The sequence below is a fragment of the Pseudarthrobacter sp. BIM B-2242 genome (genome assembly GCF_014764445.1).
Taxonomy (GTDB): domain Bacteria; phylum Actinomycetota; class Actinomycetes; order Actinomycetales; family Micrococcaceae; genus Arthrobacter; species Arthrobacter luteus_A.
Map to the genome: position 1 here is coordinate 1,682,133 of NZ_CP061721.1, position 18,425 is coordinate 1,700,557.

Below are 18,425 nucleotides of genomic sequence, written 5' to 3' on the forward strand. Positions count from 1 at the left end.
CACGCGTGCACCGGGTGTCCGCTCTCAGTGGATTATGACTGCAGAAGGTGCTTAAAGCGCGACGGCGGCGCTCCCGGATGAGGGGAGCGCCGCCGTCGTTCGTGGTGCTGCGGGCAGTCAGTTCCAGATGGTGGCGATGGCGATGTTGAGCAGGGCAAGTCCGCCAACGCCGTGGGCGAGGCCCTTGCTGATGTCCTCACCGTTCTTGTACTTGCGCCGGCCGATGAAGGCGAGCACGCCGACAGCCAGGGCGATGGCGAACTTCACGCCGAGCTTGAAGTAGTTCGCGTCCATATCCAGCGCCGGGATCAGGCCCATCAGCACGATGCCCGTCAGGAGCTGAAGCATGGCACCATCAAACTGCCGCGGGTGGACGGTGGGCTTCTTCATGTTCCCGATCCAGATGCCCACGATCATGGCGGCGCCGACGATGTGCAAAAAGACCACGATGTTGTAGACGATAATCATGGGTTCAGTCTAGCCAGACCCTTCTACGGCATGTAGCAAAGCCACGCAGGCGGGTGCCGCGAAAACCGGACGGGACAACAAAGCGGGGCAGGAGCCGGTGGTTTCCCACCGGCGCCTGCCCCGCCGTCGTTCGCTGAAGCCTGCGGGTTACAGCCCCAGGTCGGCTTCGAAGGCGCCTTCTTCAAGGCGGGCCTTCAGGGTCTGCAGGAACCGGCCGGCGTCCGCGCCGTCCACCAGGCGGTGATCGTACGTGAGCGACAGGTACATCATGGAGCGGATAGCGAGTGAGTCGTCACCGTTCTCGTCAGCAACAACCACGGCACGCTTGACGATTGCGCCGGTGCCGAGGATTCCCACCTGCGGCTGGTTGATGATCGGGGTGTCGAACAGCGCACCAACGGACCCGATGTTGGTGATGCTGAAGGTACCGCCGGACAGCTCGTCCGGGCCGATCTTGCCGTCGCGGGTGCGTCCGGCGACATCGGCGATCTTGCCGGCGAGGCCGGCCAGGTTGAGGTTGCCCGCATCGTTGATGACGGGAACCAGCAGGCCCTTGTCCGTGTCAACGGCAATCGCGAGGTGCTCGGCGTTGTGGTACGTGATTTCCTGCTTGTCCTCGTCGTACGCAGCGTTGAGCTTCGGGTGCTGCTTGAGGGCCTCGGCAACGGCCTTGGCGATGAACGGCAGGAAGGTGAGCTTGACGCCGTTCTGGGCCTGGAACGAATTCTTGGCCTTCAGGCGGAGCTTGGCCACCTTGGTCATGTCCACTTCGTGCACCTGCGTGAGCTGGGTGGAGACCTCAAGGGACTCGCGCATCCGGCGGGCGATGACCTGGCGGATGCGGGGAGCCTTCTGCGTGGTGCCGCGCAGCGAGGAAGCAGCCGGGCCGGACGCTGCCGGGGCAGAAGCTGCAGCTGACGGCGCTGCCGCGGGAGCGGCCTTGGCCTCAGCCGCCGCGAGTACGTCCTGCTTACGGATGCGGCCACCGACCCCGGTGCCGGACAGCGAGGAGACGTCCACGCCGTGCTGGTTGGCCAGCTTGCGGACCAGCGGGGTCACGTAGCCGGATTCGCCGCCGGCGGCGGGCTCTGCAGCGGGTGCCGGTGCTGCCGGCGGAGCAGCAGGGGCGGGTGCAGCAGCAGGAGCCGGTGCAGCAGGAGCGGCAGCCGGAGCTGCCTCTTCCTTGGGTGCGGCAGGTGCAGCCGGTGCGGGAGCCGCAGCAGGCTCAGCGGCAGGCGCCGGGGCGGGAGCAGCAGCTGCGGGGGCGGCCGCGCCGGAGCCGATGACGGCCAGGACTGCGCCTACCTCGGCGGTCTCGTCTTCGTTCACGCGGATTTCCTGGAGCGTGCCGGCAACGGGGGAGGGAATCTCGGTGTCAACCTTGTCGGTGGAAACCTCAAGGAGCGGCTCATCCACGGCAACGGTGTCGCCCACGGCCTTCAGCCAGCGGGTTACGGTGCCTTCGGTCACGCTCTCGCCCAGGGCGGGCAGGGTGACATCGTGGCTTTCGCCACCGGACGCGGCAGGGGCAGCGGGGGCTTCCGCAGCGGGTGCTTCTTCAGCCGGCGCGGCGGGGGCTTCGGCTGCGGGTGCGGGTGCTTCCTCGGCCGGAGCCGCCGGCGCTTCTGCTGCCGGGGCTGCTTCGGGGGCGGAGCCGCCGCCGGAGCCGTCACCGATGCGGACCAGGGGAGCGCCGACTTCGGCGGTCTCGTCTTCGGCCACGAGGATTTCCTCGATGATGCCGGCTACGGGAGAGGGGATTTCGGTGTCTACTTTGTCGGTGGAAACCTCGAGCAGCGGTTCGTCCACCTCTACCCGGTCACCTACCTGCTTGAGCCAGCGGGTGACGGTTCCTTCGGTGACGCTCTCACCGAGGGCGGGCAAGTTAACGGATTCAGACATGTCGTCCCCGTTCTCCTTATTGTTCTTTAGTGCGGATGATTGCTGCCTTGTCGAGCTTAGTGCACCCGGCAGATTGTGCCGGGTGCACCAAACCCTGATGTCTTGCGGTAAAACGGGGGGCTGTTAGCCGTGCAGGGCCTTGCCCGCCAGGGCGAGGTGGGCTTCGCCCAGGGACTCGTTCTGGGTGGGGTGGGCGTGCACGAGCTGTGCAACATCCTCCGGGTAGGCTTCCCAGTTCACGATGAGCTGGGCTTCACCGATCTGCTCGCCCATGCGGGCGCCGATCATGTGCACGCCCACCACGGGGCCGTCCTTCTGGCGGACCAGCTTCACGATGCCGCTGGTGCCCAGGATGGAGCTCTTGCCGTTTCCGGCCAGGTTGTACTCCTGGGTTTCCACCTGGTCGTCGCCGAACTTTTCCTTGGCGCCCTTTTCGGTGTAGCCGACGGTCGCGATTTCCGGTTCGGAGTACGTGACCTTGGGGATGTTGACATCCTCCACAACGACGGGCTTCAGGCCGGCGATTTCCTCAGCCACGAAGATGCCCTGCTGGTAGCCGCGGTGGGCCAGCTGAACGCCCGGGACGATGTCGCCCACGGCGTAAACGTTGCCGACGCCGGTGTGCAGGCGCTCGTTGGTGATGACGAAGCCGCGGTCAATGGTCACGCCGGCTTCCTCGTAGCCGAGGTTGGCGGTGACGGGGCCACGGCCCACGGCCACGAGGAGAAGATCGGCCTCGAACGTCTTGCCGTCCACCAGGGTGACCTTGACGCCGTCGTCGTTCTGTTCCACACCCTGGAAGAAGACTCCGGTGGAGAACTTGATGCCGCGCTTCTTGAAGGCGCGTTCGAAGTTCTTGACGATGGTCGCGTCTTCGTTCGGGACAAGCGAGGGCAGTCCTTCAACGATGGTGACGTCCACGCCGAAGGACTTCCAGACCGAAGCGAACTCGACGCCGATCACGCCGCCGCCGAGGATGATGGCGCTCTTGGGGATGTAGTCCATGGTGAGGGCTTCGTCGGAGGTGATGACCTTGCCGCCGATTTCCAGGCCCGGCAGTGTGCGGGAGTAGGAGCCGGTGGCGAGCACGATGTTCTTGCCCTTGTAGGCCGTGCCGTTGACCGTGACGGTATCCGGGGCGGTCAGCTTGCCTTCGCCTTCGATGACAGTGATGCCCTTGGACTTGATCAGTCCCTGCAGGCCCTTGAACTTGCCGGCGATGATGCCGTCCTTGTAAGCGTTGACAGCGGTGATGTCGATGCTGTCCAGGGTGACGTTCACGCCGTACTTTGCGGAGTCACGGGCGTGGTCGGCCAGTTCTGCGGAGTGCAGCAGCGCCTTGGTGGGGATACAGCCGTTGTGCAGGCAGGTACCACCCAGTTTGCCTTTCTCAACCAGACCAACGGTGAAGCCAAGCTGAACGGCACGGAGGGCGGTGGCGTAGCCGCCACTTCCACCACCGAGTACCAGGATGTCGAATTCTTGCGCAGTTGCCTGATCGGCCACTTAGACGCTCCCTCGCGTGAACGATGACGCGAGCTTTGCGCATCATCTGGTCTTGGAACTTGTACTGCCGTGATTATGCCAGCAGGCAGGTTCGCTTTCATTTGTCACTACCGTGGTTCACCTTAGCGAACCACTTAACCATGCTCCACCTCGCCGCCGCGTTTGTGGCGCGCTTGTGGTGAGTGTCACGCGGCTTTGTGGCCAAGGGATCAGCCCGGTGTCACAAAGCCGCGTGTGCATGCATTGATGGCTCAGGCCGCCGCGGCAACATCTTCCACGTAGGCCAGCAGGGTCCGGACGGTGCAGCCTGTGGCCTGCTTATGCGTGTAGCCGTACGGGCTGCCGTTGTTGAAGGACGGGCCGGCAATATCAATGTGGGCCCACGGGATCTGCTCGCCGTCCTTGCCCTTGCCCACGAACTCGCGCAGGAAGACCGCGGCGGTCATCATGCCGCCGTGCCGCTCGCCGATGTTCGCAAGGTCCGCCACCTGGGAGTCGATGCTGGCGCGCAGTTCCTCGGGCAGCGGCATGGGCCACACCAGTTCGCCGGCGCGGTCGGCGGCTGCCTTGAGCGGACCGGTGACGCTGTCGGAACCCATAACCCCGGCTGTCCGGTTGCCAAGGGCAATAAGCTGCGCGCCGGTGAGCGTGGCGACATCGATGATGGCGTCAGGGTACTCGCGGCTTGCGGCGACGATCCCGTCCGCCATGACCAGGCGGCCCTCGGCGTCGGTGTTCAGCACCTCAACAGTCTTGCCGCCAAACATGGTGAGGACGTCGGCGGGGCGGGATGCAGCGCCGCCGGGCATGTTTTCGGCGATGCACAGCCACGCGGTGGCTTTCACGGGCAGGCCAAGCCGTGCGATCGCGAGCACCGTGTTAAGGACGACGGCGGCACCTGCCATGTCGCTTTTCATGTCGCCCATGCCGAGGGCCGGCTTAAGCGAAATGCCGCCGGTGTCGAAGGTGATGCCCTTGCCGACCAGCGCGATCTTCTTCGTTGCCTTGGCGGGGGAGTACTCCACCTTCACCAGGCGCGGCTGGCGGGTGGAGCCCTTGCCCACGCCCATGATGCCGCCGAAGCCTTCCTTTTCCAGGCGCTTTTCATCCCAGACCGTCACCTTGACGGGAAGGCCCTTGGACAGCTCCTTCGCCGCCTCGGCGAACGACTCAGGGAAGAGGTGGCTGGGCGGCTGGTTGACCAGCGACCGGGTGGCGTTAACTGCCTGGCCGAGCAGGCCGGCGCGCTTCAGGGCCGCATTGAGCTTGTCAGTGGCGGCCACGTCCGTATAAATAACGGCATTGCGGACCGGGTCCTTGAGTCCGTCGCTGCTGGACCGGTGCTCAGTGAAGGAGTACGCACCCAGCGCGGCACCCTCGGCGACTGCTGCGACGTCGGCGGGTCCCGCCGTCGGGAATGCCAGCACCACGGTAGGCAGGCCGGACAGCTGGCGCACGGCGGACCCGGCAGCGCGGCGGAGCGCCTCCTCGGAAAGGGGCTTGCCGGCGGCTATTTTGCCAACACCGGCGAGCACCAGCACCCCGGCCCCCGTTTCGGGCAGCCCCGGAAGCCGGACCACCTGGTCCGCAGCGCCGGTTACGCCCAGGGCTTTGAGGGAAGCGGCCAGGGCTTCGGCCGACTTGGCGGTCAGCGGGTTCTCCAGCAGCACGGGGCCGTCCGGTCCCTGGCCCACACCGATGACAATGGCATCGCCAGCGGCCTTCTTCAGGTCCTTGGCGAGGGTACTAAGGTTGATTTCAGTATTCTTGACCACAGGGTAAGTCCTCAATTCTCGAAAGGCTGTTCGCGCAGGAATGGATGTCTGGCGCTCGGCCACATCCGGCGGCCGTCCGATCGGGACGTAGCCGGGGTACCGGCGAAGGTCGTCCGGCAGGCCATTTGTCGATCGTAGCCGCTGGGGGCCGGGGGAGCGGAATCCCGTGAGACCTGCACCACACCGGCCGCTGGAATGCCGGACGGCCGAACAGCGTTGTACACCGTATCCATCCAAATTCTCGAAAGGAAGACGCCGTGCTTGAACGGATTTCCGGCTCACTGCTGGACCCCGATGCGCTCTATGCGAGCAACATCGAGCTGTTCCACAGCCCGGCGCTCCGCGGGCTGAACCTGGTGATGGGGTTCACCGGTTTCGCCGATGCCGGCCATGTGGTGAAGCAGATCAATGCGGAGCTGCTGGACACACTCGACACTGAAACGGTGGCAGTTTTCGATGCCGACCAGCTCATCGATTACCGGTCGCGAAGGCCGCACATCTCCTTTGTGGAGGATCACCTCCAGGACTACCAGGCGCCCAAGCTGGCCCTCTACAAGCTGAAGGACGGGCTCGGGAATCCCTTCCTCCTGCTGGCAGGCTTCGAACCTGACCTTCAGTGGGAGCGCTTCGCACGCGCCGTCGTCGGCATCGTGGAAAAGCTTGACGTCAACCTGGTGACCTGGATCCACTCGATTCCCATGCCGGTGCCGCACACGCGCCCGGTGGGCGTGACGGTCCACGGCAACAGGCCTGAACTCATCGAGGGCATCTCCGTGTGGAAGCCCACCGTTGATGTTCCGGCCGCTGTGGGCCACATCCTGGAACTGCGGCTGACGGACGCCGGGCGCAACGTCGCCGGCTACGTGATCCACGTTCCGCATTACCTTGCCGAAGCGGAGTACCCCACGGCCGCCGTTGCCGGGCTCGAATTCCTGGGCGCGGCTACCTCCCTCATGCTGCCCACCGACAGGCTTCGTGAAGCCGGCAGGGAAGTGGGCCGCCAGATCGCCGAACAGGTGGAAGCCTCGGATGACGTTCGCCAAGTGGTAGCCCGGCTGGAGGAACGGTACGACGAGAAGGCCGACGGCACCGTCCGGCGCTCACTCCTGGCCGACGAAAATGACGAACTTCCGAACGGGGATGAACTGGGCGCCGCCGTGGAGGCGTACCTGGCCCGCGAGAACCCCGGCGCTTAGCCGCCCTGGCCGGGGCGGGCGGGCCCCGGCTGTGTGTCCGTTGGGCAGACGGGTGCCCGGGTCAGAGCTGAGGCCCGGGCATAATGAGGGAGTGACTTCCCCCCGAGCCTGGCTGATCTGGACCATCGGTATTTTTGCGTATCTGGTGGCCGTCTCCCAGCGCACCTCGTTCGGCGTGGTGGGGCTTGAAGCGACCGAACGGTTCAACGCCAGTGCCTCCGCCATCTCCTTCTTCACTGTGCTGCAACTGCTCGTCTATGCCGGCCTGCAGATTCCGGTGGGTGTCCTGGTGGACCGCTTCGGCTCGCGGGCCATGATCGCCGGCGGTGCCATCCTGATGGGTCTCGGGCAGCTTCAGCTGGCCTTCGCGGACAGCATCCCCGGGGGCGTGGCGGGGCGGGTGCTGGTGGGCGCCGGCGATGCCATGACCTTCATTTCCGTGATCCGGCTGATCCCCTTGTGGTTCGCGCCGGGGCGGGTCCCCCTGGTGACCCAGCTGACCGGCATGTCCGGCCAGCTGGGCCAGCTGTTCAGTGTCCTGCCGTTCGCGTTCGTCCTGCATTCCTTCGGCTGGACGCCCGGTTTCCTGATGCTGGCCGGGATGTCAGGGGTGGCGGTGGTCCTGGTGGCAGTGCTCCTGAAAGACCACCCGCCCGGAACCGAGACCCCGGACGTCCAGCGCGGCCTGCGGGCCACCGGCGTTTCCCTCGCCAGCGCCTGGCGCCAGCCGGGGACACGGCTGGGCATGTGGAGCCACTTCACCATCCAGTTCAGCGGGACGGTGTTCGCCATGACCTGGGGTTATCCGTTCCTCATCTCTGGTCAAGGGCTGGAGGCCGGAACCGTGGCCGGACTCATGACGCTCTACGTGGCCGCCGGACTCGCCGCCGGACCTTTCATCGGCAGCTTTGTGGCCCGGCATCCACTCCGCCGGTCCACCATGGTGCTGCTGATCTCCGCCGCCACGGCTGCGGCCTGGGCCGCAGTCCTGCTGATGCCGGGCCGGTCCCCGCTGTGGCTGCTGGCCATCCTGGTGGTGGTGCTGGCCATTGGCGGACCGGGGTCCATGATCGGCTTCGATTTCGCCCGGACGTTCAACCCGGCACACAGGATCGGCACCGCCACGGGGATTGTTAATGTGGGCGGATTCATTGCCGCCCTGGTGGCGATCTTTATGATCGGCCTTGTGCTGGACCTCCTGCTGGCCAGCGGCTATTCCCAAGGGGTCCTCTACGGGCTCGAGCCGTTCCGGATTGCCCTGAGCGTCCATTTCCTGCTGTTGGGGTTCGGGGCCATCATGATGCTGGCCTGCCGGCGCAAGGTCCGGCGCCAGATGGCTACCGAAGGTGTGGTGGTTCCGCCGCTGCTCCAGGCCATGGCCCGGCAGCGCAAGGCGAACCTGGCCCGCCGGCGGCAACGGGACCGCGCAGACAAAGACTGACACTTCTCCTCAACACCGCTCTTCCCGGCGCGGTTGTTCACATAGTGGATGTTGGCGCTTCAGCCCCGACGCGGATGCGCGAAAGCTGGAGTCATGAAACCTCCAGAACACCTGACCGTCCGGAGCCCTGAAGACATCCTCGGGTTCATTCCACATTCCCTGGGCTATTGGCCGGCAGACAGCCTGGTGGCCATGACCATGCACGGTAAACGGCTGGGGGCCACGCTCCGGCTTGACCTCCCCGGCCCGGCAACCCTTGCTGACCCGCGCGCCTACGCCCGGACTGTGCGCGACTACCTTGCGGCGGACATAGATGCCGACGGCGCCCTGCTGGCCATCTTCACCAACGACGGCTGGTCCGAACAGCCCGGCACCTACCAGGGGCTGATTGACGCCTTGGAAGCCCGCCTCGGTGCCTCGGGGATGACCGTGCGGGACGCCTGGTACGTGGGAGACACCTACTGGCGCGATGCCCACTGCACTGACCTGGCGTGCTGCCCGGCCCGGGGCAAGTCCGTTCAGGCCATCCGGGACAGCATGCTGAATGCCGAAATGGTCTACCGCGGCAGCAGTGTGGGGCCGTCGCCGGAGAACGGAACCCGTCCGGTGGCTGCGGTGTCCGACGAGGAACGCGCCGCGGTGCTGGCGTCGGAGGCGGCATGGGCGGCGCAACTGGACCGGCGCCGGGGGAGCCGTGAACAGTTCGGCATCCTCCTGGACCTGTGGGAGTCCGTGCTGACCAACGATGCCGGGCACCTGCTGCCGGCAAACGATGTAGCGTTCCTCCGGGCCTCACTCAGTGTGCCGGCCTGGCGCGACGCAGTCCTGGTCATGGCTGCGGCCGGGACACCTGCGGCCTTGGCGGGAGCCGAAGCCTTCGGCATCTTCGAACCCGGCAGTGCCCTTGCGCCGGTGGGACCTGTCCGCCCGGGCCACGGGACCGCTGGTGAAGCCGACGGCACCAGCAGGGCAGAAGCTGCCGTCGCCGGCCGCTGCCCGGGCAGCGGGGACGCCGCCCGGATAGAAACCTCTGCCGGGCGGGACGTTCCCGGGTATGGCGAGGTCCTGCTGGGGCTCGAGCCGTATATTCCCGCGTGGGACAGACTGAACAGCCTGGATGCCGTCATGGCACAACTCTCGGCCTACGGCGGGCTGCCGGGTGCTGCTGCGCTGACCGGAAGGGGCTGGATTGCCTGGTGCCGGGGCCGTGGATCCTACGCTGCCGCCTATCTCGGGCAGGCGCTCGAGGACGTTCCGGGCTACCGGTTGGCGGAACTCATGCTGGAACTGGTGCGGCGTGGAACCATCTGCGGCTGGGCTGCACGGAAGGAGGCCGCGTGGCGGCGCTTCGAACCTGACGCGGCCTAGGTCCTGCTGCGTCTTGAGCCCGGTCAGGGAAAACCGTGAGACAATGGTTGCCGAGACCCGGTTGGGTCCGTGTATCAAGTGCGTGTAATAGTGCCCTTTCGGGAACATTACAGCCTCCCCGGCAGTTCTACTTGTAGACTCTGCCGGCCGTGGTCGCACCTGATGTTGATCACGGACTTGACAGGGTCATAGTGGTGTTGCCCGTATGGTGATTCCACAGACCGCCGCTAGAAAGGTTTTCTGTGACCCCGTCTTCCGCGAAGAAGGATCCCGCCGCCCAGGACTTGTCCCCTGAGGAGAAGCAGGCTGCAACGAACGCTAAGCGAGCAGCAACGCGGGCAGCCAATAAAGCCGTCAAGGACGCCACCGGTGACAGCGCCGTGGACGGCAAGCCTGAGCCCAAGAAGCGCGGGCCTAAGCCCGGCGCCAAAGCTGCTGCCGAAGCTGCCGGTAAAGCCGCGCGTGGCGCATCGGATTCCGATGAGGATGATATCGAAGATCCCGATGACATCATCCTCGAAGGCGCCGACGCCGTCGATGACGGCGAAATCGACGTCGCCAAGGCCGCTTCAGCAGCCACAGGCAAGGGTTTTGTCTACTCGGATGCCGATGACGACGATGCACCTGTCCAGCAGGTAATGTCCGCCGGCGCCACGGCAGACCCTGTTAAGGACTACCTCAAGCAGATTGGTAAGGTCGCGCTGCTCAACGCCGAGCAGGAAGTCGATCTCGCACTCCGTATCGAGGCCGGCCTTTTTGCCGAAGAGAAGATCAACGCCGACGACGGTTCGATGGACCCCAAGTTCAAGCGTGAGCTTGAGTTTGTCATCCACGACGGCAAGCGTGCCAAGAACCACCTGCTCGAAGCCAACCTCCGCCTCGTGGTTTCGCTGGCGAAGCGCTACACGGGCCGCGGCATGCTCTTCCTGGACCTGATCCAGGAAGGCAACCTTGGCCTGATCCGTGCAGTGGAGAAGTTCGACTACACCAAGGGCTTCAAGTTCTCCACGTACGCCACGTGGTGGATCCGCCAGGCCATCACCCGCGCCATGGCCGACCAGGCGCGCACCATCCGTATCCCGGTGCACATGGTGGAAGTCATCAACAAGCTGGCCCGTGTCCAGCGCCAGATGCTGCAGGACCTCGGCCGCGAACCCACGCCCGAGGAGCTTGCCCTCGAACTGGACATGACCCCGGAAAAGGTCGTCGAAGTCCAGAAGTACGGCCGCGAGCCGATCTCCCTCCACACCCCCCTTGGCGAGGACGGCGACTCCGAGTTCGGTGACCTCATTGAGGACTCCGAGGCCGTGGTTCCCGCCGACGCCGTGAGCTTCACCCTGCTGCAGGAACAGCTGCACTCGGTGCTTGACACGCTCTCCGAACGCGAAGCCGGTGTGGTGGCCATGCGGTTCGGCCTGACTGACGGCCAGCCGAAGACTTTAGACGAAATCGGCAAGGTATACGGCGTCACGCGTGAGCGTATCCGCCAGATAGAGTCCAAGACCATGTCCAAGCTCCGCCACCCCTCGCGGTCGCAGGTGCTCCGGGACTACCTGGACTAGATCAGGGCCCACGCAACGCGGGGTCAGCTCCCGCCCGGCATTTTCGGATGCACGGGCCGGAACTGACTCCGCGTTTCTTTTGTGTACTACGGTCAGGGCCCCCACCGGGCCTGCCCCGTCTTGGGGCTGAACGCAGAACAGGACCCCCTCCCGAAGGGAGGAGGTCCTGTTCTTGTGCTTGTCAGGTCAGTCGACGGCTACGGGAGCCTTCTCGTGAAGCCTGCCTGTCTCATCGTGCCAATCGGAGCTCAACGGCCTGAGCGTCGCCTCGATTGCACGGGCATGGTGGCCGCAGAAGAGCAGCTCACCGCCGGAGGTCTCGAGTACAACGCGGACGTATGCTTGAGCCCCGCAACGATCGCACCGGTCCAGTGCGTTGAGTGTGCGGTCTGCCACTGCTGTAGTCATGTCGGCCTCCTTAGTAGATCTGTATGTCTATATAACCAGCATTCGTATCAAACCCATTGCAAGGACGGGTCAAGTTCGCTGTCCGCGTAGCCACAAGAACGTCTCAAGACGCAGGTTCGTGTCACGGAACCATTACGAGTGGCCCTGCCCACAGCCTCGGTGAGGTGTGGCTAGGAGGCTCCCCGCTGCCGCTCCGACTAGGCTTGAACGTGCGTCCGCAGCGCCAGATGTTCCGTCACTGAAGGAGTTCACAACCCGTGGCACCAAGTTCTGATTACACCGCCCGGCACCTTTCTGTCCTGGAAGGCCTCGAAGCCGTCCGCAAGCGCCCCGGCATGTACATCGGCTCCACCGACTCCCGCGGCCTGATGCACTGCCTGTGGGAGATCATCGACAACTCTGTGGATGAAGCGCTGGCGGGCTTCGGTCACGACATCAAAATCATCCTGCACGCGGACAACTCGGTGGAAATCCACGACGACGGCCGCGGCATTCCCGTGGACGTGGAACCCAAGACGGGCCTTACCGGCGTCGAGGTGGTCTTCACGAAGCTGCACGCCGGCGGCAAGTTTGGGGGCGGCTCCTACACCGCCTCCGGCGGCCTGCACGGCGTGGGTGCCTCCGTGGTTAACGCGCTGTCCGCCCGCCTGGACGTCGAGGTGGACCGCGGCAGCAAGACCTACAAGATGTCCTTCCGGCGCGGTGAACCCGGACGCTTCCAGGACCAGGGCAGCAAGATTGACCCGGCAGCGGTGTTTGCCCCGTTCGTGGACGGCTCCGTGCTCGACGTGGTGGGCAAGGCCAAACGGGGTGTGACCGGAACGCGGATCCGCTACTGGGCAGACCGCCAGATCTTCACCCCTGACGCGAAGTTCTCGTATGACGAACTTGCTGCCCGGGCACGGCAGACGTCCTTCCTGGTGCCGGGCCTCAAGCTGACTGTCCGCGATGCGCGCCGGCTCGCCGGCACCCCCGGCGAAGCGGGTCCCCACGAGGAGGTTTTCCACCACGACGGCGGCATCTCCGAGTTTGTCGAATTCCTCGCCGCCGATCCCGCCGTCACCGACGTCTGGCGGCTCCACGGTTCAGGGAAGTTCAAGGAAACCGTCCCGGTCCTCGATGAGCGCGGCCACAGCCAGCTCGCCGAAGTGGAGCGCGACTGCGAAGTGGATGTGGCCCTGCGTTGGGGCATCGGCTATGACAGCACGGTCCGCACCTTTGTGAACATCATTTCCACCCCCAAGGGCGGAACCCACCAGTCGGGCTTCGAGCAGGCCCTGGTCAAGACCTTCCGTAAAGCGGTGGAGGCCAACGCCCGCAAGCTCAAGGCGGGCAACGACAAAATCGAGAAGGATGACATCTTCGCGGGGCTGACGGCAGTCCTGACCGTCCGCCTGGCCGAGCCGCAGTTTGAAGGTCAAACCAAGGAAATCCTCGGCACCTCCGCTGTGCGGGCCATCGTGTCGAAGGTGGTGGAGCGGGAGATCACGGCGAAGCTGAATTCCGCCAACCGCAACGACAAGGCCCACTCGGCGCTGCTGCTCGAAAAGATCGTCAGCGAGATGAAGTCCCGCATTTCCGCGCGCGTCCACAAGGAGACCCAACGGCGCAAGAATGCACTGGAAACGTCCTCCATGCCCACCAAGCTCGCTGACTGCCGGACGGACGACGTCGAACGCTCCGAGCTGTTCATCGTCGAAGGTGACTCAGCGCTGGGTACGGCCAAGCTGGCCCGGTCCTCGGACTTCCAGGCCTTGCTGCCCATCCGCGGCAAGATCCTGAATGTCCAGAAGGCTTCCGTGGGGGACATGCTCTCCAACGCGGAATGCGCGGCCCTGATCCAGGTGGTGGGTGCTGGTTCGGGCCGCAGTTTCGACATCAGCGCCGCACGGTACGGCAAGGTCATTCTGATGACCGACGCCGACGTCGACGGCGCCCACATCCGGACGCTGCTGCTGACCCTGTTCTTCCGGTACATGCGGCCGATGATCGACGAGGGCCGCGTTTTCGCCGCCGTCCCGCCGCTGCACCGGGTTGAAGTGATCAACGCGGGCCAGAAAGCCAACGAAATGATCTACACCTACTCCGAGGCCGAACTTCATGTGCTGCTGGCCCGGCTCGCCAAGGAAGGCAAGCGCTACAAGGAACCGATCCAGCGGTACAAGGGCCTGGGTGAAATGGATGCGGAACAGCTCGCGGAGACCACCATGGATCCGCGCCACCGGACCCTGCGCAAGGTGGGAATCGAGAACGCCAAGCACGCAGAGGACACGTTTGACCTGCTGATGGGCTCGGACGTCGCCCCGCGCAAGGACTTCATCATCGCCGGTGCCTCCAGCCTGGACCGGGAACGCATCGACGCCTGACCGGCGGCAGGGTCAGCCTGATCCATCGACTGCTCCGCAAACGCCCTTTTGAGCGCTCAAAAGGGCGCTTGCGGAGCAATCGATGAGCCTCTGTGTCAGCCCAGCGGCCCGGCTGTGTCAGCCCAGCAGGCCGGGCACGATCAGTAGCGCCGTGGGCACGGCAAGGAGCAGGACGCAGCACGCCAGCACTGCCCCGCGGGCAATCGCAGACAGCGGGGGCCGGGGCGAGAGCAGCCGGCTGACGCGCGAAGCCGTGGTGCGGAACGAGTCCGAGCCGGTGACACCGGCCGCCGTTTCCAGTCCCTCCAGTGCAAGGCCGGCCTGGCCGCCGGGCGGAAAACCTCCGCCGGCTGAACCGCTGGCCACAATCGCGATTGCCTTGATGAGCGTTGCCTTGCTCTCAGTCTTCAGCGCTACGTCGTCGGCCAGCATCTCGATCAGTGAGTTGACTGATTCCTGGGCCAGCCGGGTGGTGGGAAGCCAGGGGAGTGCCTGACGCCAGGCCGCGAAGGCCCACAGCAGGAGGTGGTGGCGCTGGTTGAGGTGGGCATTCTCATGGCTGAGCACGGCCCGCAGTTCGGCCGGTTCAAGGGCGGCCATCAGGCCGTCCGAAAGCACAGTCACGGACCGTGCGCCGCCGGGCAGGCAATAGGCCACCGGTGAGTCGTGGCTGATCACCACGGTGCCCGTCCCTTCCGCGGAAGGTGAGGCCAGGAGCGCCAGCAGTTCACGGTGCCGCCGCCGCTGCCGCTGGATCTTGTAATACGTCAGCAGCAGGGTGAAGACGAGGTGTGCGGTCAGCAGGGCTGCTGCGGAGAGGGCAAACAGGTGCCAGAAACCAAGGGCCGTGGTGGGCGCGTTAAAGAGCACCATTCCCGCGAGTGCCCGCAAGCCGGCGATGAGGTTGTCGCCCACCGGCTCGAGGCCGTAAACCAGCATGGCCCCGATCATGGACAGCCCGCCGGCGAGGGCAATGGCCTGCCAGAGGAGCATCGCGGTAAACGGCGACCGGGCAGGCCACTGGGCACGGGAAAGAAAGACAGGCACTGGCCACGCCAGGACTATCGCAAGGACCGCCAGCAGGTATGAGGTCCAGAACATGGCCCGCTAGACGTGGCCGAGCAGTTTGCGCAGTGTTTCGGCTTCACTTTCCGTAACGGACCCGATGAACCGTGCCAGGACCGCCTCACGGTCCGGGGCGGAGCCCAGGACTTCGTGCATCAGCTCGGCAGTGTGTTCTTCCCGGCTGGAAACAGCCTGGTAGCGGTGCGGCCTGGTACCGCGCTCCCGCTCAACGAGGCCCTTCTTCTCCAGCCGTGAGAGGACGGTGAGCACCGTGGTGACGGCAAGTTCCTTGCCTTCATGGCCTGCGGCGTCCCCTTTTGCCTCGGTGGTTGTTGCCAGTTTGTCACGCAGGGTATTTGCGGTGGCTGCTTCGTGGCCCGCCCAGAGCAGATCCATCACTGCCCGTTCCAGTTCCCCAAGACTTGCCATTGCCTACATCCTTCTTATTTCCGCATCCGGCGGCTGGTCGCCGCGGTGCCTGCACATGATCGCTACAGATACATAACCAAATTTACCTGTTTTTTTGCTGAGTTTCTACGTACGGTAGAACACCTGGCGCGCCGCCGCCTTGTGGAAGCCGTTGTGAGCTGGAACTCTTGGTTTAACACTGCCCCCGGCGGTGTTCTACACTCTGTAGAAGTTATTGTTCTACAAACCGTAGAAGAGTTGAACGCCAACCCGAGGGACTGCTGTGGAAGCTCTGGAAATCGCACGCTGGCAATTCGGCATCACCACCGTCTACCACTTCATGATGGTGCCCCTCACCATCGGCCTTGGCCTGGTGGTGGCCGTGATGCAGACAATCTGGCATCGCACCGGCAAGGACGAATACCTCAGGATGACCAAGTTCTGGGGCAAGCTGTTCCTGATCAACTTCATCATGGGCGTAGCCACCGGCATCGTCCAGGAGTTCCAGTTCGGCATGGCCTGGAGCGAATACAGCCGGTTCGTGGGTGATGTCTTCGGGGCTCCGCTCGCCCTCGAATCGCTGTTGGCGTTCTTCGTTGAGTCCACCTTCCTGGGACTGTGGATCTTCGGCTGGAAGCAGCTGAAGCCCGCCATCCACCTCGCCTGCCTGTGGATCGCGGTCATCGGCTCGGTCTTTTCCGCCTACTTCATCATCGTGGCCAACAGTTGGATGCAGCACCCCGTCGGCGCAGAAATCATCGACGGGCGGCCCGTCATGACGGACGCCTGGGCCGTCTTCACCAACAACACCGCATTGGTGGCCTTCCCGCACACGCTGATGGGAGCGCTGGCCGTAGCCGGCGGCTTCCTCCTGGGCATCGCCTGGTACCACCTCTGGCGCCGGCGCAAGGACGGCATCGACACCATCGGGCCCGACGGCAAGGTTGTTCCCGGGGAAGCGGCCATTCCCGGCCGCGACCGGACCGACTACAACGTCTGGATCCGCTCACTGCGGATCGGTGCGGTCGTCGCCATGATCTCCTTCGCCGGAACCTCCCTCACGGGTGACCTGCAGGGAAAGCTCATGTTCGAGCAGCAGCCCATGAAGATGGCCGCGGCCGAGGGCGCCTGCCATGACGGCACCGGTTTCTCGGTCCTCAGCGTCGGAAACCTGGGGTCCAAGAACTGCGATGACATCGTTGCCGTGATCGAGATCCCCGGCATCCTGTCCTTCCTCGCCAACGGCGACTTCACCACCGAGGTCAGGGGCGTCAACGGTCTCCTGGACCAGTACAAGGCCGATTACGGAACGCACCTGCCGGACAGCCCGATCTACGGCGAGCGGGCCGGCCAGGAAATCGAGTACGTCCCGGTCATGGAAGTTACGTACTGGGGCTTCCGGATGATGATCGGCTTCGGCGGCCTGGCCGCGCTGGCCGCCCTGGTGGCGCTCTGGCTGACGAGGAAGGGCACCGTCCCCGCATCGCCGTGGCTGATGCGCCTGGCAGTGTTCGGCATCCTGGCCCCCTTCGGCGCCAACGCCGCGGGCTGGATCTTTACCGAAATGGGCCGGCAGCCCTTCGTGGTGGCACCGAACCCGGACCTGAACGGCATTGACCAGGTGTTTATGTTCACCGCGGCCGCAGTGTCGCCCGGAGTGTCGGCCGGTGAACTGCTGACCTCCCTGATCGTGCTGACCCTCGTTTATGCCGCTCTGCTGGTGGTGGAGGTCAAACTCCTCGTCACGTACGTCCGCGGCGGCGTGGTGTCCGCCATGCCGGAACTGGCGCATGCCCCCGTGGACGAAAACGAGGACGCCACGCCGGGACCCGATGGCACCGGCACCACAAAGTCCGCGGACGACGTCCTGGCATTCGCCTACTAAGAAGAGCAGAGGATATTCGAGATGGAACTGCTGCCCACTATCTGGTTCATCGTCATCGCGGTGCTCTGGACCGGCTACCTCTTCCTTGAAGGCTTTGACCTCGGCGTAGGAATGCTGATGAAGCTGTTCGCCCGGAACAATACCGAGCGCAGGGTACTGCTGAACACTGTTGGTCCGGTCTGGGACGGCAACGAGGTCTGGTTGATCACGGCCGGGGCCGCCACTTTCGCGGCATTCCCGCTCTGGTACGCATCGCTGTTTTCCGCCCTCTACCTCCCGCTTCTGGTGGTGCTGGTGGCCCTCATTTTCCGTGCGGTGGCTTTCGAATACCGCGGGAAGGTAGACAGCGCCAGCTGGCGCACCCGCTGGGACTGGGCCATTGCGCTGGGTTCCTTCTTCGCCGCGTTCGGTGTGGGCGCTGCCCTTGCACTGACCACCACCGGCCTGCCGCTGAACGCCAACGGCGACCGTGAAGGCGGTGCCATGGCCTGGTTCAGCGGATACGCCGTCCTGGGCGGGCTTGCCGTGGTGGGGTTCTCCCTGCTGCATGCCCTGGCATTCCTGGCCCTGAAGACCGACGGCGACGTGCGGCACCGTGCCCGCGCCTGGTTTGTCCGGCTCCTGCCGGTCCTGTTGCTTCCCATCGCGGCCTGGGCACTGACCATCCAGTTCCTGGAAGGCAAGCCGTGGACGTGGGCGGCGGTGCTTGTTGCGGTCGTGGCGGCCGTGGCCTCCTGGTTCCTGGCACGCCGTGGAGCTGAAGGCAGGGCATTCATCGCGATGGGGGCCTTCCTCCTCCTGGGCAGCGCGTCCATCTTCGGCGCGGTGTTCCCGGTGGTGCTGCCCTCGACGCTTGACCCGGCGTTCGACCTGACCATCGCCAACGCCTCGTCCTCCGACTACACGCTCGGACTGATGAGCGTGGTGGCCGCCGTGGGCCTGCCCCTGGTGATCGTCTACCAGGCATGGACGTACTGGGTGTTCCGCCGCCGTGTCAGCGCCGCCCACATTCCCGCCGCCCACAGTTTCCTGCCGGCCATCGCCGTCAGGGCCTTCACCACAAAGGGCTGACCCG

14 protein-coding genes are annotated in these 18,425 nt (G+C 65.0%); 7 read left to right on the forward strand and 7 right to left on the reverse strand.

The features are described from left to right. Positions 1 to 117 precede the first annotated feature (117 nt). The 4 genes from IDT60_RS07750 to IDT60_RS07765 form a co-directional block, all read right to left on the reverse strand. Entirely contained in the window at positions 118 to 468 is a 351-nt protein-coding gene (locus IDT60_RS07750; protein ID WP_191081472.1) for a hypothetical protein, read from the reverse strand. A 147-nt stretch (positions 469 to 615) separates the two neighbouring features. Continuing rightward, complete coding sequence (sucB, locus tag IDT60_RS07755; RefSeq protein WP_191081473.1) at positions 616 to 2,370, reverse strand: 2-oxoglutarate dehydrogenase, E2 component, dihydrolipoamide succinyltransferase; 1,755 nt, start codon at positions 2,368 to 2,370, stop codon at positions 616 to 618. Between the two features lie 123 nt (positions 2,371 to 2,493). Next, the gene (gene lpdA, locus IDT60_RS07760) at positions 2,494 to 3,876 is read right to left on the reverse strand and encodes a dihydrolipoyl dehydrogenase (RefSeq protein WP_164200788.1); all 1,383 of its coding nucleotides are present in this window, start codon (positions 3,874 to 3,876) and stop codon (positions 2,494 to 2,496) included. A 251-nt stretch (positions 3,877 to 4,127) separates the two neighbouring features. Then, positions 4,128 to 5,651 (reverse strand): leucyl aminopeptidase, encoded by a 1,524-nt coding sequence (locus IDT60_RS07765; RefSeq protein ID WP_191081474.1) that lies wholly within the window; start codon positions 5,649 to 5,651, stop codon positions 4,128 to 4,130. Between the two features lie 257 nt (positions 5,652 to 5,908). Here IDT60_RS07765 and IDT60_RS07770 point away from each other — a divergent pair, with 257 nt between their 5' ends. The 4 genes from IDT60_RS07770 (at position 5,909) to IDT60_RS07785 (ending at position 11,218) form a co-directional block, all read left to right on the forward strand. Further along, a complete protein-coding gene (locus tag IDT60_RS07770; protein ID WP_164200784.1) occupies positions 5,909 to 6,847 on the forward strand; it encodes a proteasome assembly chaperone family protein in 939 nt (312 codons plus the stop codon). 91 nt (positions 6,848 to 6,938) lie between these two features. Beyond that, on the forward strand, positions 6,939 to 8,288 hold the full coding sequence (locus IDT60_RS07775; protein WP_164200782.1) for a nitrate/nitrite transporter: 1,350 nt from the start codon (positions 6,939 to 6,941) through the stop codon (positions 8,286 to 8,288). Between the two features lie 93 nt (positions 8,289 to 8,381). Next, positions 8,382 to 9,656, forward strand: a complete 1,275-nt coding sequence (locus IDT60_RS07780; RefSeq protein ID WP_191081475.1) for a DUF4192 domain-containing protein — start codon at positions 8,382 to 8,384, stop codon at positions 9,654 to 9,656. Between the two features lie 242 nt (positions 9,657 to 9,898). Then, positions 9,899 to 11,218, forward strand: a complete 1,320-nt coding sequence (locus IDT60_RS07785) for an RNA polymerase sigma factor (RefSeq protein WP_164200778.1) — start codon at positions 9,899 to 9,901, stop codon at positions 11,216 to 11,218. A gap of 186 nt (positions 11,219 to 11,404) precedes the next feature. Here IDT60_RS07785 and IDT60_RS07790 read toward each other — a convergent pair whose 3' ends face one another. Further along, the gene (locus tag IDT60_RS07790) at positions 11,405 to 11,626 is read right to left on the reverse strand and encodes a hypothetical protein (RefSeq protein WP_164200777.1); all 222 of its coding nucleotides are present in this window, start codon (positions 11,624 to 11,626) and stop codon (positions 11,405 to 11,407) included. 257 nt (positions 11,627 to 11,883) lie between these two features. Here IDT60_RS07790 and IDT60_RS07795 point away from each other — a divergent pair, with 257 nt between their 5' ends. Next, positions 11,884 to 13,992, forward strand: a complete 2,109-nt coding sequence (locus tag IDT60_RS07795) for a type IIA DNA topoisomerase subunit B (RefSeq protein ID WP_191081476.1) — start codon at positions 11,884 to 11,886, stop codon at positions 13,990 to 13,992. Between the two features lie 117 nt (positions 13,993 to 14,109). On the opposite strand, the gene IDT60_RS07800 is transcribed toward IDT60_RS07795, so the two are convergent. Both IDT60_RS07800 and IDT60_RS07805 read right to left on the reverse strand, forming a co-directional pair. After that, a complete protein-coding gene (locus IDT60_RS07800; RefSeq protein WP_191081477.1) occupies positions 14,110 to 15,093 on the reverse strand; it encodes a M56 family metallopeptidase in 984 nt (327 codons plus the stop codon). Between the two features lie 6 nt (positions 15,094 to 15,099). Further along, positions 15,100 to 15,486, reverse strand: coding sequence for a BlaI/MecI/CopY family transcriptional regulator (locus IDT60_RS07805; RefSeq protein ID WP_164200771.1), 387 nt, complete (start codon positions 15,484 to 15,486; stop codon positions 15,100 to 15,102). Between the two features lie 262 nt (positions 15,487 to 15,748). Here IDT60_RS07805 and IDT60_RS07810 point away from each other — a divergent pair, with 262 nt between their 5' ends. Further along, complete coding sequence (locus IDT60_RS07810; RefSeq protein ID WP_164200769.1) at positions 15,749 to 17,350, forward strand: cytochrome ubiquinol oxidase subunit I; 1,602 nt, start codon at positions 15,749 to 15,751, stop codon at positions 17,348 to 17,350. 21 nt (positions 17,351 to 17,371) lie between these two features. Further along, positions 17,372 to 18,421, forward strand: coding sequence for a cytochrome d ubiquinol oxidase subunit II (gene cydB, locus IDT60_RS07815; RefSeq protein ID WP_164200767.1), 1,050 nt, complete (start codon positions 17,372 to 17,374; stop codon positions 18,419 to 18,421). Positions 18,422 to 18,425: the final 4 nt, after the last annotated feature.

Coding starts and splice junctions, on each gene's coding strand:
- IDT60_RS07790 (WP_164200777.1), bottom strand. CDS start 11,626: ATGACTACAGCAGTGGCAGACCGCACACTCAACGCACTGGACCGGTGC.
- IDT60_RS07750 (WP_191081472.1), bottom strand. CDS start 468: ATGATTATCGTCTACAACATCGTGGTCTTTTTGCACATCGTCGGCGCC.
- sucB (WP_191081473.1), bottom strand. CDS start 2,370: ATGTCTGAATCCGTTAACTTGCCCGCCCTCGGTGAGAGCGTCACCGAA.
- IDT60_RS07780 (WP_191081475.1), top strand. CDS start 8,382: ATGAAACCTCCAGAACACCTGACCGTCCGGAGCCCTGAAGACATCCTC.
- IDT60_RS07805 (WP_164200771.1), bottom strand. CDS start 15,486: ATGGCAAGTCTTGGGGAACTGGAACGGGCAGTGATGGATCTGCTCTGG.
- IDT60_RS07800 (WP_191081477.1), bottom strand. CDS start 15,093: ATGTTCTGGACCTCATACCTGCTGGCGGTCCTTGCGATAGTCCTGGCG.
- cydB (WP_164200767.1), top strand. CDS start 17,372: ATGGAACTGCTGCCCACTATCTGGTTCATCGTCATCGCGGTGCTCTGG.